General features: G+C 31.7%; 23 protein-coding genes and 1 riboswitch. Of the genes, 13 read left to right on the top strand and 10 right to left on the bottom strand.

Annotated elements, in window-relative coordinates; genetic code table 11:
• Nucleotides 1–34 precede the first annotated feature (34 nt).
• Entirely contained in the window at nt 35–523 is a 489-nt protein-coding gene (locus KA883_RS06320) for a GNAT family N-acetyltransferase (RefSeq protein ID WP_046207077.1), read from the top strand.
• Nucleotides 524–668: 145 nt separating this feature from the next.
• On the opposite strand, the gene KA883_RS06315 is transcribed toward KA883_RS06320, so the two are convergent.
• Entirely contained in the window at nt 669–854 is a 186-nt protein-coding gene (locus tag KA883_RS06315) for a helix-turn-helix transcriptional regulator (protein WP_046207076.1), read from the bottom strand.
• 12 nt (nt 855–866) lie between these two features.
• The gene (locus tag KA883_RS06310; RefSeq protein WP_046207075.1) at nt 867–1,190 is read right to left on the bottom strand and encodes a hypothetical protein; all 324 of its coding nucleotides are present in this window, start codon (nt 1,188–1,190) and stop codon (nt 867–869) included.
• Nucleotides 1,191–1,415: 225 nt separating this feature from the next.
• Here KA883_RS06310 and KA883_RS06305 point away from each other — a divergent pair, with 225 nt between their 5' ends.
• The 4 genes from KA883_RS06305 (at nt 1,416) to KA883_RS06290 (ending at nt 4,366) form a co-directional block, all read left to right on the top strand.
• The gene (locus KA883_RS06305) at nt 1,416–1,604 is read left to right on the top strand and encodes a hypothetical protein (RefSeq protein ID WP_046207074.1); all 189 of its coding nucleotides are present in this window, start codon (nt 1,416–1,418) and stop codon (nt 1,602–1,604) included.
• 201 nt (nt 1,605–1,805) lie between these two features.
• Nucleotides 1,806–3,122 (top strand): LysM peptidoglycan-binding domain-containing protein, encoded by a 1,317-nt coding sequence (locus KA883_RS06300; protein WP_046207073.1) that lies wholly within the window; start codon nt 1,806–1,808, stop codon nt 3,120–3,122.
• A gap of 139 nt (nt 3,123–3,261) precedes the next feature.
• The gene (locus KA883_RS06295; protein WP_046207072.1) at nt 3,262–3,957 is read left to right on the top strand and encodes a hypothetical protein; all 696 of its coding nucleotides are present in this window, start codon (nt 3,262–3,264) and stop codon (nt 3,955–3,957) included.
• 172 nt (nt 3,958–4,129) lie between these two features.
• On the top strand, nt 4,130–4,366 hold the full coding sequence (locus tag KA883_RS06290; protein WP_046207071.1) for a hypothetical protein: 237 nt from the start codon (nt 4,130–4,132) through the stop codon (nt 4,364–4,366).
• Between the two features lie 98 nt (nt 4,367–4,464).
• Here KA883_RS06290 and KA883_RS06285 read toward each other — a convergent pair whose 3' ends face one another.
• Both KA883_RS06285 and KA883_RS06280 read right to left on the bottom strand, forming a co-directional pair.
• Nucleotides 4,465–5,769, bottom strand: a complete 1,305-nt coding sequence (locus tag KA883_RS06285) for a TrkH family potassium uptake protein (RefSeq protein WP_046207070.1) — start codon at nt 5,767–5,769, stop codon at nt 4,465–4,467.
• A 94-nt stretch (nt 5,770–5,863) separates the two neighbouring features.
• Nucleotides 5,864–6,601 (bottom strand): poly-gamma-glutamate hydrolase family protein, encoded by a 738-nt coding sequence (locus KA883_RS06280; RefSeq protein ID WP_046207069.1) that lies wholly within the window; start codon nt 6,599–6,601, stop codon nt 5,864–5,866.
• A 393-nt stretch (nt 6,602–6,994) separates the two neighbouring features.
• On the opposite strand from KA883_RS06280, the gene KA883_RS06275 reads away from it, so the two are divergent.
• The 3 genes from KA883_RS06275 (at nt 6,995) to merA (ending at nt 9,305) form a co-directional block, all read left to right on the top strand.
• Entirely contained in the window at nt 6,995–7,399 is a 405-nt protein-coding gene (locus tag KA883_RS06275; protein WP_046207068.1) for an SRPBCC domain-containing protein, read from the top strand.
• A gap of 162 nt (nt 7,400–7,561) precedes the next feature.
• The gene (gene hypR / locus KA883_RS06270) at nt 7,562–7,996 is read left to right on the top strand and encodes a redox-sensitive transcriptional regulator HypR (protein ID WP_046207067.1); all 435 of its coding nucleotides are present in this window, start codon (nt 7,562–7,564) and stop codon (nt 7,994–7,996) included.
• Nucleotides 7,983–9,305, top strand: a complete 1,323-nt coding sequence (merA, locus tag KA883_RS06265) for a hypothiocyanous acid reductase MerA (RefSeq protein ID WP_210139912.1) — start codon at nt 7,983–7,985, stop codon at nt 9,303–9,305. The genes hypR and merA overlap by 14 nt, the downstream gene beginning before the upstream one ends.
• A gap of 91 nt (nt 9,306–9,396) precedes the next feature.
• Here the strand turns inward: merA and KA883_RS06260 are convergent, their stop codons facing one another.
• The gene (locus KA883_RS06260) at nt 9,397–9,573 is read right to left on the bottom strand and encodes a hypothetical protein (RefSeq protein ID WP_164987250.1); all 177 of its coding nucleotides are present in this window, start codon (nt 9,571–9,573) and stop codon (nt 9,397–9,399) included.
• A 211-nt stretch (nt 9,574–9,784) separates the two neighbouring features.
• On the opposite strand from KA883_RS06260, the gene KA883_RS13705 reads away from it, so the two are divergent.
• Nucleotides 9,785–10,018 (top strand): hypothetical protein, encoded by a 234-nt coding sequence (locus tag KA883_RS13705; protein WP_348634416.1) that lies wholly within the window; start codon nt 9,785–9,787, stop codon nt 10,016–10,018.
• Nucleotides 10,019–10,245: 227 nt separating this feature from the next.
• Here KA883_RS13705 and KA883_RS06250 read toward each other — a convergent pair whose 3' ends face one another.
• The gene (locus KA883_RS06250) at nt 10,246–10,470 is read right to left on the bottom strand and encodes a hypothetical protein (protein WP_019469882.1); all 225 of its coding nucleotides are present in this window, start codon (nt 10,468–10,470) and stop codon (nt 10,246–10,248) included.
• A 259-nt stretch (nt 10,471–10,729) separates the two neighbouring features.
• Nucleotides 10,730–10,827, top strand: a riboswitch (guanidine-I (ykkC/yxkD leader).
• 52 nt (nt 10,828–10,879) lie between these two features.
• Between KA883_RS06250 and KA883_RS06245 the strand changes: the two genes are divergently transcribed.
• The 3 genes from KA883_RS06245 (at nt 10,880) to KA883_RS06235 (ending at nt 12,336) form a co-directional block, all read left to right on the top strand.
• Entirely contained in the window at nt 10,880–11,206 is a 327-nt protein-coding gene (locus tag KA883_RS06245; protein WP_046207065.1) for a DMT family transporter, read from the top strand.
• Nucleotides 11,206–11,520, top strand: coding sequence for a DMT family transporter (locus KA883_RS06240; protein WP_046207064.1), 315 nt, complete (start codon nt 11,206–11,208; stop codon nt 11,518–11,520). The genes KA883_RS06245 and KA883_RS06240 overlap by 1 nt, the downstream gene beginning before the upstream one ends.
• Nucleotides 11,521–11,709: 189 nt before the next feature.
• A complete protein-coding gene (locus KA883_RS06235; RefSeq protein WP_046207063.1) occupies nt 11,710–12,336 on the top strand; it encodes a LysE family translocator in 627 nt (208 codons plus the stop codon).
• Between the two features lie 104 nt (nt 12,337–12,440).
• Here KA883_RS06235 and KA883_RS06230 read toward each other — a convergent pair whose 3' ends face one another.
• A complete protein-coding gene (locus tag KA883_RS06230; protein WP_046207062.1) occupies nt 12,441–12,806 on the bottom strand; it encodes a DUF4870 domain-containing protein in 366 nt (121 codons plus the stop codon).
• Between the two features lie 109 nt (nt 12,807–12,915).
• On the opposite strand from KA883_RS06230, the gene KA883_RS06225 reads away from it, so the two are divergent.
• Nucleotides 12,916–13,494, top strand: coding sequence for a histidine phosphatase family protein (locus KA883_RS06225; RefSeq protein WP_046207061.1), 579 nt, complete (start codon nt 12,916–12,918; stop codon nt 13,492–13,494).
• Between the two features lie 54 nt (nt 13,495–13,548).
• Here KA883_RS06225 and KA883_RS06220 read toward each other — a convergent pair whose 3' ends face one another.
• The 3 genes from KA883_RS06220 to ahpF form a co-directional block, all read right to left on the bottom strand.
• Complete coding sequence (locus KA883_RS06220) at nt 13,549–13,764, bottom strand: hypothetical protein (protein ID WP_046207060.1); 216 nt, start codon at nt 13,762–13,764, stop codon at nt 13,549–13,551.
• Between the two features lie 325 nt (nt 13,765–14,089).
• Complete coding sequence (locus KA883_RS06215) at nt 14,090–14,710, bottom strand: NDxxF motif lipoprotein (protein WP_046207059.1); 621 nt, start codon at nt 14,708–14,710, stop codon at nt 14,090–14,092.
• Between the two features lie 269 nt (nt 14,711–14,979).
• Nucleotides 14,980–16,503, bottom strand: a complete 1,524-nt coding sequence (gene ahpF / locus KA883_RS06210; RefSeq protein ID WP_046207058.1) for an alkyl hydroperoxide reductase subunit F — start codon at nt 16,501–16,503, stop codon at nt 14,980–14,982.
• Nucleotides 16,504–16,505 lie beyond the last annotated feature (2 nt).

The following is a 16,505-nucleotide window of genomic DNA, read 5'->3' as shown; positions in this document are numbered from 1 at the left end:
CTTTGAATATACAATGAAATAGAGGTGAAACGATATGATACGACAAGCACGTCAATCAGATTTACAATCGATTTTAAGTATATATAATCATGCAATATTAAATACGACTGCAGTTTATACATATGAGCCAGTAACCATTGAAGAAAGAGAAAGTTGGTTTCATACAAAATTAGAGCAAGCTGAACCCATTTTTGTATATTTAAAAGATGGCCAAGTTGTTGGATTTGCAACATATGGTGCGTTTAGAAATTGGCCAGCGTATCAATATACTGTAGAACATTCGATTTATGTTGACCCAGAAACTAGAAATGAAGGTGTAGCTTCACAACTTTTAGTTAAATTAATTGAAGAAATTAAAAACAGAAATTATAAGACAATTGTTGCAGGTATTGACGCATCAAATACTGCTAGCATTAAATTGCATGAAAAATATGGTTTTGAATTATGTGGAACTATAAAAAGTGTCGGTTATAAATTTGACAGATGGTTAGATTTAGATTTTTATCAATTGATATTGAAATAATTATGTTTAAAGCCAACGATGCTATTTTAGAGCAAGTAAATAAAGTATTATAGAAATTGTGCCTGACATGATGTTAGATAAGTTATTTTAATCGTTTGGTAAGTCAGTGGAAACATTTTGCGATACGTATTAGCATCAATGCTAATTAGCTAAACAAATCATCAACGGTAGTATCGAGTATTGATGCCAGTTTAAATGCTAAAGATAATGATGGATCATATTTATTATTTTCAATCGCATTAATGGTTTGTCTAGAAACGCCAAGTGCTTGACTAAGTTTTAATTGGGAAATGGCCTTCTGCTTGCGATAATATTTGATTTTGTTTTTCATTTTATCTTCCTTTTATGTATATTTACGTTTTACGTAAAAATAGTTCATAATCGTTAATATGAAAATAATGATAATGACGGATAGCTCTGGATAAGTTGAAAAAAAGCTGTGATTAAAGTCCCATACATTAATTATACGCAATATAAATGTTAAGAGTAGGGCGTGTATTGTCCAAACGCAAGTTCTAGCAAGTACTTCTGTGAATATTTTACTTTGCCTTTCGTCATATTGATGATTAGCTTGGTCAGATATCTCTGAAGGTAAAAATTTATGTGACAGTATCGTCCAGCTGACTGTAAATAATAAAACAACAATAAAAATGATGAATAATTTCATAATGATGCCTCCATGAGTAGAAAATTTTTCATTTTCAACATAAAAAACATGTGCTTAAATGTCAAATGTTTTTGACATTTTTAAATAGAAAATAAAAGTGATCGTTAGTTTAATAAGTAGAAAGGGTATGGATAAATAAATAATATGACCTTTTCATAAGAGATTTTTAGGTTTTTGTAGTGATACGGTTTGAAGATCTTATTCATATGACTTGGGGTGATTGTGATGGCTGTGTTTGCCTTATTATTTCATTTAGTCTGTTTAATTATTGTTTTAATCGCAGGTTTTAAAGCATTAAAAGAGTTCAGAAAACCTATGAACCAACGTAATCAAAGAAAAATTGATTCCATTTTAGTACTTGTGTTAGTGGTGGCTTTGATTGCGATACTGTCTAGTGTTTTTACAGATATTTAATAAAATGTCGTTGCTCAAGTGAGCGACGGCTTTTAATTTTGTTTTAGAAACGGTAAATGTCGTTAATATGAAGTATAAAATAATATTTCATTTTGTAATTAATTCAATATTAATATAGAATGAATTAAAGAAGTTTTGTAAATGAAATTTTTTGCTACTTAATAGTAAACGGATTAATATTTTATTCAAGGAGATGTCGTTATGAAGTTTAGATTTAGTGTTTCATTGTTGTTGGTTTCAAGTTTATTATTGTCACAAACTGTAATGGCAGCACAAGAAAATAAAAGCACTCAGGATACAAAGAAAAATGATACACAAAATAAAGAAAATACGAGTAAAGCCATTGATTATGAAAAAGCTCAAAAAATGAGTCCGCAACAATTGAAAAATGCATTAACACCAGGAGATTTAAAGTTACATAATAAAGATGGTGAACGTCAAAATACTGAAATGAGAAGTTTTTCAGCAAATCGAGCATATCAAGATGTAAATACATACATAGCAAATAATAATATAAAACCAGCTAAAATCGTACAAGATTCTAGAATGAATAACTTACCCAAGTATAATTATAAATCTGGCAAATATATCGGTGTAGTAATTCATGAAACGGCCAATCCAAACAGTACAATTGATGGTGAGGTAAATTACATGTACAACAATTATAATAGTGCATTTGTACATGCGTATGCGGGTAGCGATAAAATTGTGCAGACTGCGCCAAGTCAATATTTAGCTTGGGGTGCAGGTGCTAACGCTAATCCATATTTTTATCAAATTGAATTAACAAGATCAAACACATTTGATGGTTTTGCAAGATCAGTTAATAACCAAGCATATTTAACCGCAAAAATGTTGAAAGCCAATGGGCTACAACCTTCGCTTGCTGACAATAATCAAGGGACAGGCACAATTATAAGTCACAATGCGGTAAGTCAATATTGGGGTGGTTCAGACCATTCAGATCCGATTGGCTATTTCGGACAATGGGGATATAATATGAACCAGTTTTACAGTTTAGTACAAAAACACTATAAATCTCTATCAGGTGGTAGTAGTGATGGAGCAATTACTGGTGGCACTTATAAAGTATCAAAAGGTGATACGCTGTATAGTATTTCGAGAAGAAGTGGCGTTTCAATAGATAATATTAAGAAATGGAATAAATTAACGAGTAACACACTTTCTGTAGGACAAGTATTAAAGTTAAAAAATCCTAACACATCAAGTGATTCTATTACTGGAGATTCACATAAAGTGGTTGAGGGAGACACACTTTATAATATTTCAAAACGAAGTAAAGTGAGTGTAGCAAACATAAAAAAATGGAACCATTTAAAGTCTGATAATATTAGTAAAGGACAAATTTTATATTTAGTTAAGACATATACGGTTAAAAAAGGTGATACTTTATACAGTGTTGCTAAAAATCAAGGTACTACTGTAGATAAAATTAAAAAGGATAACAAGTTGAGTTCTAATAGTTTGAAAGTAGGGCAAATTTTAAAAATAAAATAGAAGTATTGTATATAAACGAGCAAGTCTTAATGGACTATGCTCGTTTTTTAATACATTGAAAAATGATTTTTGAATATAATTGTGAACGTCATAGTTTCGTGTTACTTTAATAATATAAAATCATAGGTGGGTATAGATAATGAAAAAAATCATTTTAATACTGTCATTGTTATTTTTATCAGTGATTTTGACAGCATGTGGTAACAACGAAAAAAATAGTGATGATGTTGAGCAAAGCAGTAATACAAACAAACAAGATGAAGACAATGATCAGCGTGAGGAACGACAATCTACAGAACAAAGTGAAGCAAAAAAGGATCAGTCGTTACCTCAAGATTCAACGGCTGAAAATGACAAGAATACAGATTCAAAAGCTAAAAAGAAAAACGATAATGTTTCAAAAAAGAAAAATGACGATAATAGTACAAGTTATTTAACAGGTTTAAGTGCTTCAGAGATCGAATACGCACGTGTTTGGCATCAACTAGGCATGATTAAAGATGTCAAAAATATTTATGTCAAAAAATATCCAAAAGGGTCGCCAGTAAATGAAAATGCGGAAAAAAGCGCAAAATATCCTGAGGATGTTGTTAAATTAGAAGCACCAATGAAAGTGGGTGGCTCAATAACATATAGTAGTAATGGGGATGGAACTATTAATATTTATAAAAAAATTCCTTACAGATGGGAGACAAGCACATCTTCGAACCCTGAGGATGTTTATCAAGACACTAAAAATGCAGTTGAGCAAGATGTAGAAACAGTTGAAGTTAATGCAACAGACAATGCACAAATCAAAAAGTTAGCCCAAAGAATACAATTGGTTAATGAATGATGCTTTGTGGTATAAAGTAAAGAACAATTTTGAAGTGATTTGATCATGGCATCAACAATTCTAACTATTTTATGATTTTGTATAGTGTGATACATTATATGTAATCGTAATTAGGAAATTGTTAGCATACGATATATAGTTCGTAACTTTAAATTTAGTTGAGGTGAGACGCATGTTAACTAAAGGTATTAAATATCCATATGTTAAATTCTTTTTTGATGTGATTGGTATTTTATGTGCGATAAGCGTATTAGCGATCATATTTGTTAATGGTTTTACCAACAGTCAATCTGGTAACTTTAGTTTAGGATTCGAAATAACTGGTACACATATGATAATGATGAATATTTTGGTATTGGTGACAATGATTTGTGCAATAACATCAACAATTTTAAGAAGAGTAAAATAGTGTGATGAGGGTTTGATTAGATTGTACTGAAACGAATATTTATGTGAAGTAGAAACAGACCAGAAATTAAAAACTAATTTCTGGTCTGTTTTCATTTTTTATAGATGCACATTTTCTTTAGCATAATAAAATTTTTGCTTTTTTTCAGTAATAAATAATTGGAGAAATGTAAGTATACCAATTTTACCTATTAACATTGTGAGTACAATGACTATTTTCGTTGGGCTATCATATAATGTCGTGAAATTCATCGATAGCCCAACAGTGCCGAAAGCGGAAATCACTTCAAATAATACTTTAGAATAAGGTATTGCCGAATTCAAATAACTTACAATAAATGAGATAAATATAACGAATGTCCCGGCAGAAAATGTAATGGCCACAGCAGTTTTTAATGTATGGTCATGTATAGATTTTTTGAAAATAGAAGGGTGTTGTTCGTTTTTTAATGTACTTTTTATAAATAATAACGTTAAGACTAAACTTGTTACTTTAATACCACCTGCAGCACTGATAGGGGCGCCACCAATAAACATTAAAAGCATTAATAATATTGAAGTAGGTGGTGTGATTTGTCCGATATCGACACTGTTAAAACCAGCAGTTCGTGTCGTAACAGACTGAAAGAATGAAGCGCCAAGTTTTTCTAAAAATGATAAATGCATCATAGAATGGTTATATTCTAAAAAGTAAAACACAACCGAACCAATAAATATGAGTATGACATATGTCGTTAATACTATTTTTGAGTGTACGGTTAATTTACTTAACTTTCTTGTTGTAGCGACGTCTAAAAAGACAAGCGGTCCAATACCGCCCATGATGATAAGAATTGGAACGATTATAGTTATTATAGGGTCATTAACAGTGCGCATCATATTATCACTAAATAATGAAAAACCAGCATTATTAAAAGCAGAAATTGAAGTAAACACACTTAAAAATAGCCCTTTACCAAAGCCATATTTTGGAATAAATGATAGTGCGATACATATTGCTCCAATGAATTCTGTAAGGATACTATAAACGACGAATTGAAGAATCAATTTGATGACGCCACCAGGTGTTTCAATGTTCCAGGTTGTCATAATCAAATAACGGTTTCTTAAACTGATTTTTCGATGCATCAGTATCAGCGTTAAAAGTGTTACCGTGACTATTCCTAACCCACCAATTTGAATAAGTAATAAAATAATAGTATCGCCTAACCAATTAAATTGACTAGATATATCTATAGTCGCTAGGCCAGTAACTGTAAATGCACTAGCAGAGATAAAAAATGCGTCTACAAAATCTAAAGGTTTTACACCTGTGACCGGTAGATATAATAATAAGGTGCCAACGATTGTGGTGAATAAAAACAACATTAAATACATATATAATGGTTTGTTTAATAGTCTCATTTTTAAAGTCCCTCGCATTTTAATAATGAGTATTTTATACTCATTATTAAAAAAAGCAAGTTAATTGATAGAAGTAAACTGAAAAAATTAATTTTTAAGTTTGTGAACGAATGCCTTTAGTGACGGCTTCAGCGAAATCATAAATTGAATTTCGGTATTTATTCGTGTTTTCTCTCGTCTTTCTGTTTAAATTGTCCTTTTTGAAAAATGATTTTCTAATAGATGTAGATATCTCCAGTTGAACTCCGGAACCTGAGTCATTTTCATTGATGAAATTTTTAGAAGAACGGCCATTAATATTATTTGGACTTTTTTCTACATTAAACCCTTCTTTTTCTAATTCTTTTTTTATGGATTGCGCCATTTTTTTATCCTGGCCGCCGATATAAACGATATCTTTATCACCTTGAAATCCGTGTATTGAGATAGATTCTTGAGAACGATTTGTCATTTCTTTCAATTTAGGATCGTCAAAATTGGTAGATGTAATATGCAATTGTTTGTTACTTGATTTTAGTAAGCCTTCAAAGCTATATAAATTAAAGTCTCCTTTTTTAGAAATGATTTTAGCTAATTCGGAGGTGCCCGGTTCTATACCGCCACCATGTATCGCAGTAATAAGTATATCTTTATTATTTGTTTTTTTAACATTTCTTTGCCAATCACGCTGTTTCACTGTATCTGATTTTAATTGAGCGAAATTTTGATATTTATCTTGATTGGGTGACTGGTTATTGTTCCATATGTATGTAAAGTATAGACTAACTAGTATGATGCCAACAATAACAAGCATAACTAAATAATATACGTAAGTGCTTAGAATATTTTTCATCGTTAACTCCTGATCAAAAGTATTTACTGACTAGTAAAGTATAACAAATTTATTAATGCTGCATAGATTATATGTTATTTACAATTATGTTAATAACATTGTAATGAAATTTACATACTAGGGTATGAAAGATATAGAGTGAATTATTAAATTGAAAATGAAATAGTTTGGATATTTTAGAAAAAGTAATAACGACGGAATGGAGAATAAAACATGTACTGACCGAGCATTTATGATAACCATGTTTATGAATTTATGATCAACGCTAACATGTGCGGTTAGATTTTTCCTGTTCAGTCAATCATGCTGAATGTCTTAATAAGACATAATGATGTGTTTTTATGATTGAATGATTACAAAATAATTAATTTTAGAAGAAAGGTTGTGAATTTTTTGGATATAGTAACTAAAATGCAAGTCAATGTATCTAGTGATCAAGTGTTTGAAGCTTTTGTCAATCCAGATTATATAGGAGGATTTTGGTTTTCTTCAAGTTCTGAACGTTGGGAAGAGGGTAAAACAATTACCTTACGATATGAAGAGTATCATGCTGAAATCGATATTTTAATAGAAGATATGGTTGAAAATGAAATGATTCAATTTAAGGGGGGCGATAATCATGTAACAATACAATTCGATGGTGATGATAATCATACAATTGTAACTACTACAGAAAAAGATATAGAAGAAAATGATGTAGCACGCTTATTAGGCCAAAAAGAAGGCTGGGTATATATGCTTAGTTGTCTGAAATCATATTTAGAATATGGCAATAAAATAAGAGGTGCATTATTGTAACTATCCAACTAGGATTGAAAGCATGGCAATGTTTAACTTTGATCACGCTTTCAATCCTTTTTATATATTTTTCAAATACCAAAACAAAAATTTTGCACGATATGGTTTAATATGTTTAAATGTAACTATAAAAGTTTCAATTAAAGATAAAAGGTGATTTCTTTGAATTTAGAATTCAATATAGCAGTACATTTACTGACTTTTTTGCTAAAACATGATGATGAGCGTTTTAGCAGCAATGAATTAGCGGAACGTATCTGTATTAATCCGGCTCAATTACGCAGGGTAACTCGTAAGTTAAATCAACATCATTATTTAGCTACTTCTAGAGGTAAATTTGGAGGGTATCAGGCTAATGATATGACAGCAAATGTTAACTTGTCTGAACTATTTGTGATGTTTAAAGAAGATCGCTCAGAAGGACGTTTATTTACTGGAGATGCTGGTAGTGACTGTGAAGTTTCAAGAGAAATTGGCAACACGATGTTTAAGTTTCATCAAAAAGAAGAAGAGCTATTAATTAATTATTATCAAAATGTAACGATTAAAGACGTTTTAAATGAAACGATTAAGGAGGATTATTATGAAAAAGTATGATTTATTAATAATTGGATTTGGTAAAGGTGGTAAAACTTTAGCAAAATTTGCGTCTGGCCAAGGAAAAAGTGTAGCGGTAGTTGAAAAATCGCAAAAAATGTATGGTGGTACATGCATTAATATAGGTTGTATTCCTTCAAAAACACTTGTGCATGAAGGTTTAGCACACGGTTCATTTGAACAAGCTTTTTCTAGAAAATCCGATGTAGTAAATGCACTAAATAGTAAGAACTATCATAATTTGGCAGATGATAATAATATCAACGTATTAGATTTTACTGCAGCATTTAAGTCTAATAATGAAGTAGAATTATTAGATGAAAATGGTGAAGTACAAGAAACACTTACTGCGGAAGATATCGTGATTAATACAGGTGCACAACCAATCATTCCATCCATCGAAGGTGTAGAAACATCAAAGCATTTATATGATTCTACCGGCATTATGGAATTGGCAACACAACCTCAACGTTTAGTTATTGTGGGTGGAGGCTATATTGCATTAGAATTTGCTTCTATGTTTGCGAACTTTGATACACAAGTAACTGTTTTAGAGAAACATGATGATATCATGCCTAAAGAAGATAAAGATATTGTTGCAGAAGTTAAAAAAGATCTTGAAAATAAAGGTGTTAATCTTGTATTAAATGCGGATACAGAGCGTTTTGAAGATAATGCATCTGGCACAACAGTACACACGACACAAGGAAGCTATGAAGCGGATGCGGTATTATTAGCTACTGGTCGTAAACCAAATACAGACTTAGGTTTAGAAAATACAGATGTTGAAATTGGTGAACGTGGAGAAATCAAGGTAAACCAAAACTTACAAACAAACGTGCCAAATATTTATGCATTAGGTGATGTTAAAGGTGGCATGCAATTCACGTATATTTCATTGGATGACTTCAGAATTGTAAAAGATCAATTGTTTGGTAATGGCAAACGTACGACCGAAAATCGCGGTGCTGTGCCATACACTGTATTTATTGATCCACCATTATCACGTGTAGGTTTAACAGCAGAAGAAGCAAAAGCACAAGGTTATCAAATTTTAGAAAATGCAGTACCTGTAAACACAATTCCGCGTCATAAAATAAACAATGATACAAGAGGTTTGTTTAAAGCAGTCGTTAATAAAGAAACAAGTGAAATATTAGGTGCTACTTTATATGGCTTACAATCTGAGGAAATTATTAATTTAGTAAAATTAGCAATTGACCAACATTTATCTTATGAAGTATTAAAAGAAAATATTTATACACATCCTACAATGGTTGAATCATTTAATGATTTATTCATTATGTAAAGCAAATATTAAAAAGTTTTTAATCAAAAAGAGCAGGGTTAAGTAATCTAGTGTAACTGGATTACGACCCCGCTCTTTTTTATATGATGATTTATATAATTGATTTAATAATTTGGCCTATGAGTCCGAAAATACCGATGATTAAACAGACCACACCAAAGCTGACTAAACTTTGTTTTTTGCCGACACCCTCTTTTTTAGGTGTACGGTTATTTATGATGAGCAACACAATACCAACGATAATGAGTAATATTGAAACAATCCACATTTTGCGTCCCTCCTTACTTGTATCGATAAAATAATAACGTCTTTACTATCTCTTTACCCTGTTAACTGCTTATATTAACGCCTTCTTTGCACATCATATGTGATGTGACATTAACAGATGAGTTAAATATATTATAAATGATTATGTAATGTAAGGGTATAGTAAGTTATAAAATAGATTGATCCACATAAATGATGAGGGGGTGATAGAGATGAAAATAGATGATACTTATGTATTTGACTCAAATGATTTAGAAGATTTTATAACAATATATCACTCGAATGGTTGGATGGGGCATAATAAGGAAAAGATTAAGACAATTTTTAATGCTAGCACACATATCGTGGTGGCAAAGCATAATGGTAGTGCTATAGGATTAGCGAGAGCCTTATCAGATGGTATATTTAACGCAGCTATTTATGATGTTATCGTGGATCAGTCCTAACAAAATCACGGTATAGGTTATGACCTTGTATGTAGAATGATTAAACAATTGGGGCAGGTGTCTTGCGTGCATTTAATTTCAACGCATGGCGTTGAAGGGTTATATTAAAAATTAGGTTTTCGGAAATTAAAAACAGGTATGGACATATATGCAAATCAAAAATTAAAAGATGAGTATACTGATTAATGTCTATCAGCTATACTCACCTTTTTGGTCGAGAATCTAGATTATAAAATATTGTGACTCACATCCTCATGTGAATAATTTTTCAATAGAGAACAACCCAGTGGATGATGACCATTGTCAACGTAATGGTTGATTTCTTCAAGTACATCTAAAATTTCATACTCAGGTGTATTTACATCAAACGTATATTTGAATACTTGCTTCTTGTCAGATAATACAGTTGCAACGAGTTCATTATTTTGCATTTTGTAATTTAATAATTTCATAATAATCCCTCACTTTTATTAATCGTTTTAGTCCGTTTATCAAAATACTCAATTGAGAATAAGTTTCATTGACGACGCCATTACATTATAATTATTATAATGTAATCCTTATTATACATTAAAATACATAAAATGTAGAGAGTTTTGACTTAAAAATTAATTTAAAACGCTTTCTTTATAAGAATTAATATAATTTATTATAAACTGAATCATCTTAACTTGAAGTTCGAAGTGTAATTTGATACGATTTCAGTAATTGAATAAACCTTTCTAGGGTTCCACAACGATGGTGTTGGTTCGGTCCGAGAGAAAGGCACATATTAATATGTGACACGGAAGGATAAAAGCCTGGGAGATAGTATAGATGACTATCTCTCAGGCTTTTTTAATCTTAAAGGAGGATTTTGTTATGAATTGGTTAAAAATTGTGATTGCAGCACTCTTTGAAGTGGGATGGGTTATTGGCTTAACTCATGCTTCATCAGTATTTGAGTGGATATTGACAGTCATTGCTATATTTTTAAGTTTTTACTTACTTATAGATGCTTCAAAAGTATTACCGGTAGGGACATCTTATGCAGTCTTTGTAGGACTTGGTACAACTGGCGTTACACTAGCTGATTTTATATTCTTTGATCAACCATTTAACCCAGGGAAAATCATTTTAATAACGACATTGTTGCTTGGTGTAATTAGTTTGAAATTAGTGACGACAAATGAGAGGGGGCATTCATAATGGCTTGGATTTTATTGATTTGTGCAGGTATATTTGAAATGCTTGGTATTACATTTTTGAATGCTTATGTGCATAGTCGCAAATATAAATCGCTTGGTTGGATGATAACTTTCTTTGCAATTAGTTTTTTAACATTATCTATTGCTATGAAACAGTTGCCTATGAGCACTGCATATGCTGTATGGACTGGCATTGGTGCTGTTGGCGGAGCAGTTTTAGGTATGCTTTTTTACAAAGAGTCAACGGATATTAAACGAATTATTTGTATTCTAATTATATTGGGTAGCACCATTGGTTTGAAATTATTAAGTTAAAATTAACTGAGTTATACCACATAAATTATTTTTCCATTTCACGGCTTTCAATGATTGACCATTGACCAAATTTTGGATTTCGTTCATATATTATTTGAACATCACCATAACAGAATTATAAAAGATTTGTTTCGCGTGTTGCGATACCGTGTGCATCTTGATAACATAATTAAGGTGGAGGTGCAGAAAATGGAAGGATTAGCCGCATTTATAACAATTACTTTAATGATTATTATCGTCCCAGGACCTGATTTTTTCGTCGTGATGAAAAATTCAATCACTTCTGGTAAAGGTAATGGTGCAATGGCAGCATTGGGTATAACGACAGGCCATGTTGTTTATTCTCTACTAGCGGTCTTTGGTATTATTTTTATTTTGGCAAATATGTATTACGTGTTTTTAGTGATTAAAATACTGGGTGCTTGTTACCTTATATATTTAGGTATCAAAAGTATTATTAGTGCACGTCAAAGTATGAATTTTTCAATCACACAAATGAAAGCACAACAAATCAGCTATTTAAGTTCATATAGGCAAGGTTTCTTTAGTACCATTTTAAATCCAAAAGCATTACTCTATTACATAAGTATCTTACCGCAATTTTTAAGTGCAGGCGAAGGCGTTACCACACAAATAGCGGTGTTATCCGCGATTGTAACGACAGTTATTTTATTATGGTTTATTTTCTGTGTATATATTTTTCAATACATTAAATTACTTTTTGCAAACAGAAAGATTAAAGCTATTTTTGACTATACGGTAGGTGCAGTGTTAATTGGTCTGTCGCTTAATTTATTATTTAGCAAAAGTAGTTAATCTAGATTTAACAAAAAAAGCAGCTTGAGGAAACAATATTTTCCCAAGCTGTTTTTTTAGTGTGTTTTTGTGTCTATCGAATATTCAAAAGTAAATGATTTATCTTAGGGGTTAAAATAAGCACTTTCAGAAATTAATACTTTGACGCCACGATAAATATTTTTAATTGTATACCAAATCGTGAATAAGATTAAAATAATTCCTAAAATTATCATTATGACCATAATTGTATGATGTTGTTGATTGACGATCATGCCACCTAAACTTGCAACGATAATAATAAATATCGGTCCTAAATATGTGATGACATGATAGAGTAGCGATTTAGCAGCATGCGTGGATGCTGGTTTATCAGCAAAAATCCAAATGATGATAGGTAATATGATTGGTGCAAAAAATATGCTGAAATAACTTACAGAAGCTAAAACACGTCCACCTTGCGTATCTGAATTTAAAGGTTGTTCATTCATTTTTATCACCTCACATTTAAAGTAACAAAAATAAATATTTTATTATAGAAGTTATACTTCATCTAACAAAAATGTTACCTTATTTAAAAATACAAAGGAGTACAAACATATGAAACTATACTTAATTCGCCATGGTGAATCAAAATCCAATTACGATAAAAAAGAAGGAAATCACTATTTTTGTGGCCAATTAGACGTTCCATTAACTGAAAAAGGCGCTCGAGACGCGCAATTATTACAACATCATTTTAATCAAGTCAAAATTGATCATATTTATTTGTCTGATTTAACAAGAACGAGACAAACATATAATGCAATTTTTGATAAAGATATTCCAGCTAGTGTAACGACATTACTGAGAGAACGTTCTTTAGGTCAGTTTGAGGGTGAAAAAGTGAGTGAAATTGAACAAAATGCTCAATTTGAAACTTATTTTAATGGCGGTCCAAACAGTTCATTTAGGCACAGCTTTACTCAAAAAGCACCAGAAGGAGAAAGTTATGAAGATGTTTTAAAACGTGTAGAAACTTTCTTTAAACAAGAGCTAGATACATCTTTAGATACGGTTGTAATCATTGCTCATCAAGTTGTAATTAGATGTTGTTTCGTATACTTAGGTTATGAAAATAAAGCATCTGTGATAGATAAGCAAATTGATAATTGTGTACCTTATGAAATTGAGCTTTAGCTTTGATAAAATGACGTATTAAAAAACCTGAACTGTTTATTTGCTCAGTTCAGGTTAATATCTTTTTGCTGCTGTTAAGCTATCGTGAAATCCTTGGAATATAGTGTTGATATTGTCTAAGAAACTACCAACAATAACTGCGAGTATGACGTAAGTAATGCTTAAAGCAATAGATTTATATGAAATTACGCCATAAGTTTCTTTTTTCTCAAAGAGATTAAAAGCTATGAAGACAGCAGCCATGGCACCTAGTAAAATCGTAATTACCATAGTGCAACCTCCCTATAAAGTTTTCGGCTGTGCTCCTACGTTTACTGTGTTCAATCTTATAACATAGGATAACAAATACATCTCCGAGAAAAAAAGTCATTTTATATTAAAAAACCTTACAATCATGTAAGGTTTTTTACAAATATAAGTCAAGATGAATCATTTAACTTTAAGTAAGCGCTTAAAAGGCTTTATAATGCTGGGAATTGGTATTGTCATCATTTTGTAATGCATAGCACTTTATTTGATATCAATAAAAATGAATTTGATAGTTATTCAAAGAATGTTCACAAATTCAAGTAGTTGAATAACCATGAATGATACATTATTTATCTATTGCATCACTTTTAATACCTTTATCTTTAAGGAACTTTTTGATTTTTTCTTGTTGTTTACCGTTTACATTTCCTGCATGTTCTGCTGATACGTCTACAACGTTTAGCGTGTTTTGCGGTTGATAATTTACTTCTTCGATTTGTTTATCAGCATCTTTAATCGTGGTGTTTAACGCAGTGAAATAGTTAATGATTCGATCCACGTCATCTTTATAACCTTTAGGCAGATGATTGTCTTTGACAAAGTTTTTAAATCGCACATCGTTTTTAATCGCATTGTGTGATAAATCAGATAATCTTTTGGCTTGTGCGTCTGTGATTTTAGTATCCGTACCGGTTTGCTTATCTAATTTATACTGTATTAGATATTTATTGTCGAGAATATCTGCATTAACATCTAGATATTTTTTTATCGCTTTGTTCATTTCATCTTCGCTTATATTTTCGCCTTTTTTATGAGAAGCAAAGATATTACTTTCTGTAACTTTTTTGACATTTGAAGGGGCATGTCTTTCACTGTGTTGTTTATCATCATTTGGATTTTCATTAGCACATGCTGTGAGTATGACAGTTAGCATGAGAACGAATGTTATAAGTATACTTTTTTTCATAAAACGTATTGCTCCTTTAAAAATAGTCCAATTTATATTAATTGATGTGCTTTTGAAATTATAACCTAAGACTATCATTTCAAGCTATTGATTGATATAGATGTCGTAAAGTTAAACGCACAATCTTTTGAACAAAGTTTGAAACTTTGAGCGAAAACGTTTCATATTTGTGTAACAAGATTCGACTGCTTTTCCTTAGAAATGAAAACAACAAAAAAAGGAGAACCAAATTTGGTTCTCCTTTATCATCTATTTGAATAGGGAAGTGATTAGTGTCGAATGATATAATCAAATGCATTTAATGCAGCATTTGCACCAGCGCCCATTGAAATAATGATTTGTTTATTACGATCATCTGTAACATCGCCTGCAGCAAATATACCTGGGATGCTTGTAGCGTTTGTACGATCAATGATTATTTCATTTGCTTGGTTTAACTCAACATAGTTATCTAACCATTCTGTATTTGGAAGTAATCCGATTTGTACGAATATACCTTCCAATTCTATAGTGTGGTCTTCACCAGTTGATTTGTCTTGATATTTAAGACCCGTCACTGAAGCTTCACCTAAAACTTCAGTTGTTTGTGCGTTCTTGATAATTGTAACGTTTGGTAAAGAGCTTAAACGTTCTTGTAATACGTCGTCTGCTTTAAGGGTAGCGTTACGCTCAAGTAGTGTAACATGTTCTACAATACCTGCTAAGTCTATTGCAGCTTCTACACCTGAGTTACCGCCACCAACAACAGCAACGTTTTTATTTTCAAATAGAGGTCCGTCACAGTGCGGGCAGAATGCCACCCCTTTATTGATAAGGGCTTCTTCACCAGGTACTTCTAGCTTACGCCAACGTGCACCTGTAGCAATAATCACGGTTTTACTTTGTAATTTAGCGTCATTATCTAAAGTGACAATAATACCATTGTCTGTTTTTTCAATATCACTTGCTCTGACACCTGTCATGGTATCTACATTATATTGCTTTACATGATCTTCAAGTGCAGAGGAGAACTTAGGACCATCCGTTTCTTTAACTGTAATAAAGTTTTCAATTGTTGCAGTATCGTTGACTTGACCACCAATGCGATCTGCAACAATACCAGTGCGTAATCCTTTACGTGCAGTATAGATAGCGGCACTACCACTTGCGGGTCCACCACCAACGATTAACACGTCGTAAGGATCTTTATCATTGAATTCCGAAGGGTCTGCTTTACTACCTAGTTCAGATAATATATCTTGTACAGTCATGCGTCCATTGCCAAATTCTTCACCATCTAAATAGATAGCTGGCACTGCCATAATATCTTCAGATTCCTCTCTGAAAATAGCACCGTCAATCATTGTATGAGTGATATTTGGATTTAATAAACTCATTAAGTTCAATGCTTGAACGACATCCGGGCATTTTTGACACGTTAAACTGATATAAGTTTCAAAATTGAGTGGGCGATCTAAAGCTTTAATTTGATCTATGACAGATTGCTCTTCTTTAGGTGCGCGACCACTGACTTGTAATAAAGCTAATACAAGTGAATTAAATTCGTGACCCATAGGTAAACCAGCAAATGTAATCCCTGTGTCTGCGTCAGGTTTATCTACTGTAAAGCTTGGTGTACGTTTTAGGTCTTTCTCTTCAATTGTGATATGAGATGATGCTGCTGCAACTTCATCTAGCAACTCTTTTAGTTCTTTCGATTTATCATCTGAACCAAGACTTGCGCGTAGTACAACATCACCCTCCATTAATTGAAGTAATTGTTGTAATTGTGATTTTAGCTGATCATTAAGCATTC

The sequence above is a fragment of the Staphylococcus sp. GDY8P54P genome (assembly GCF_017892645.1).
Taxonomy (GTDB): domain Bacteria; phylum Bacillota; class Bacilli; order Staphylococcales; family Staphylococcaceae; genus Staphylococcus; species Staphylococcus ureilyticus.
Note: the sequence above shows the minus strand (reverse complement) of the source record. Positions and strands in the feature narration are given on the sequence as shown.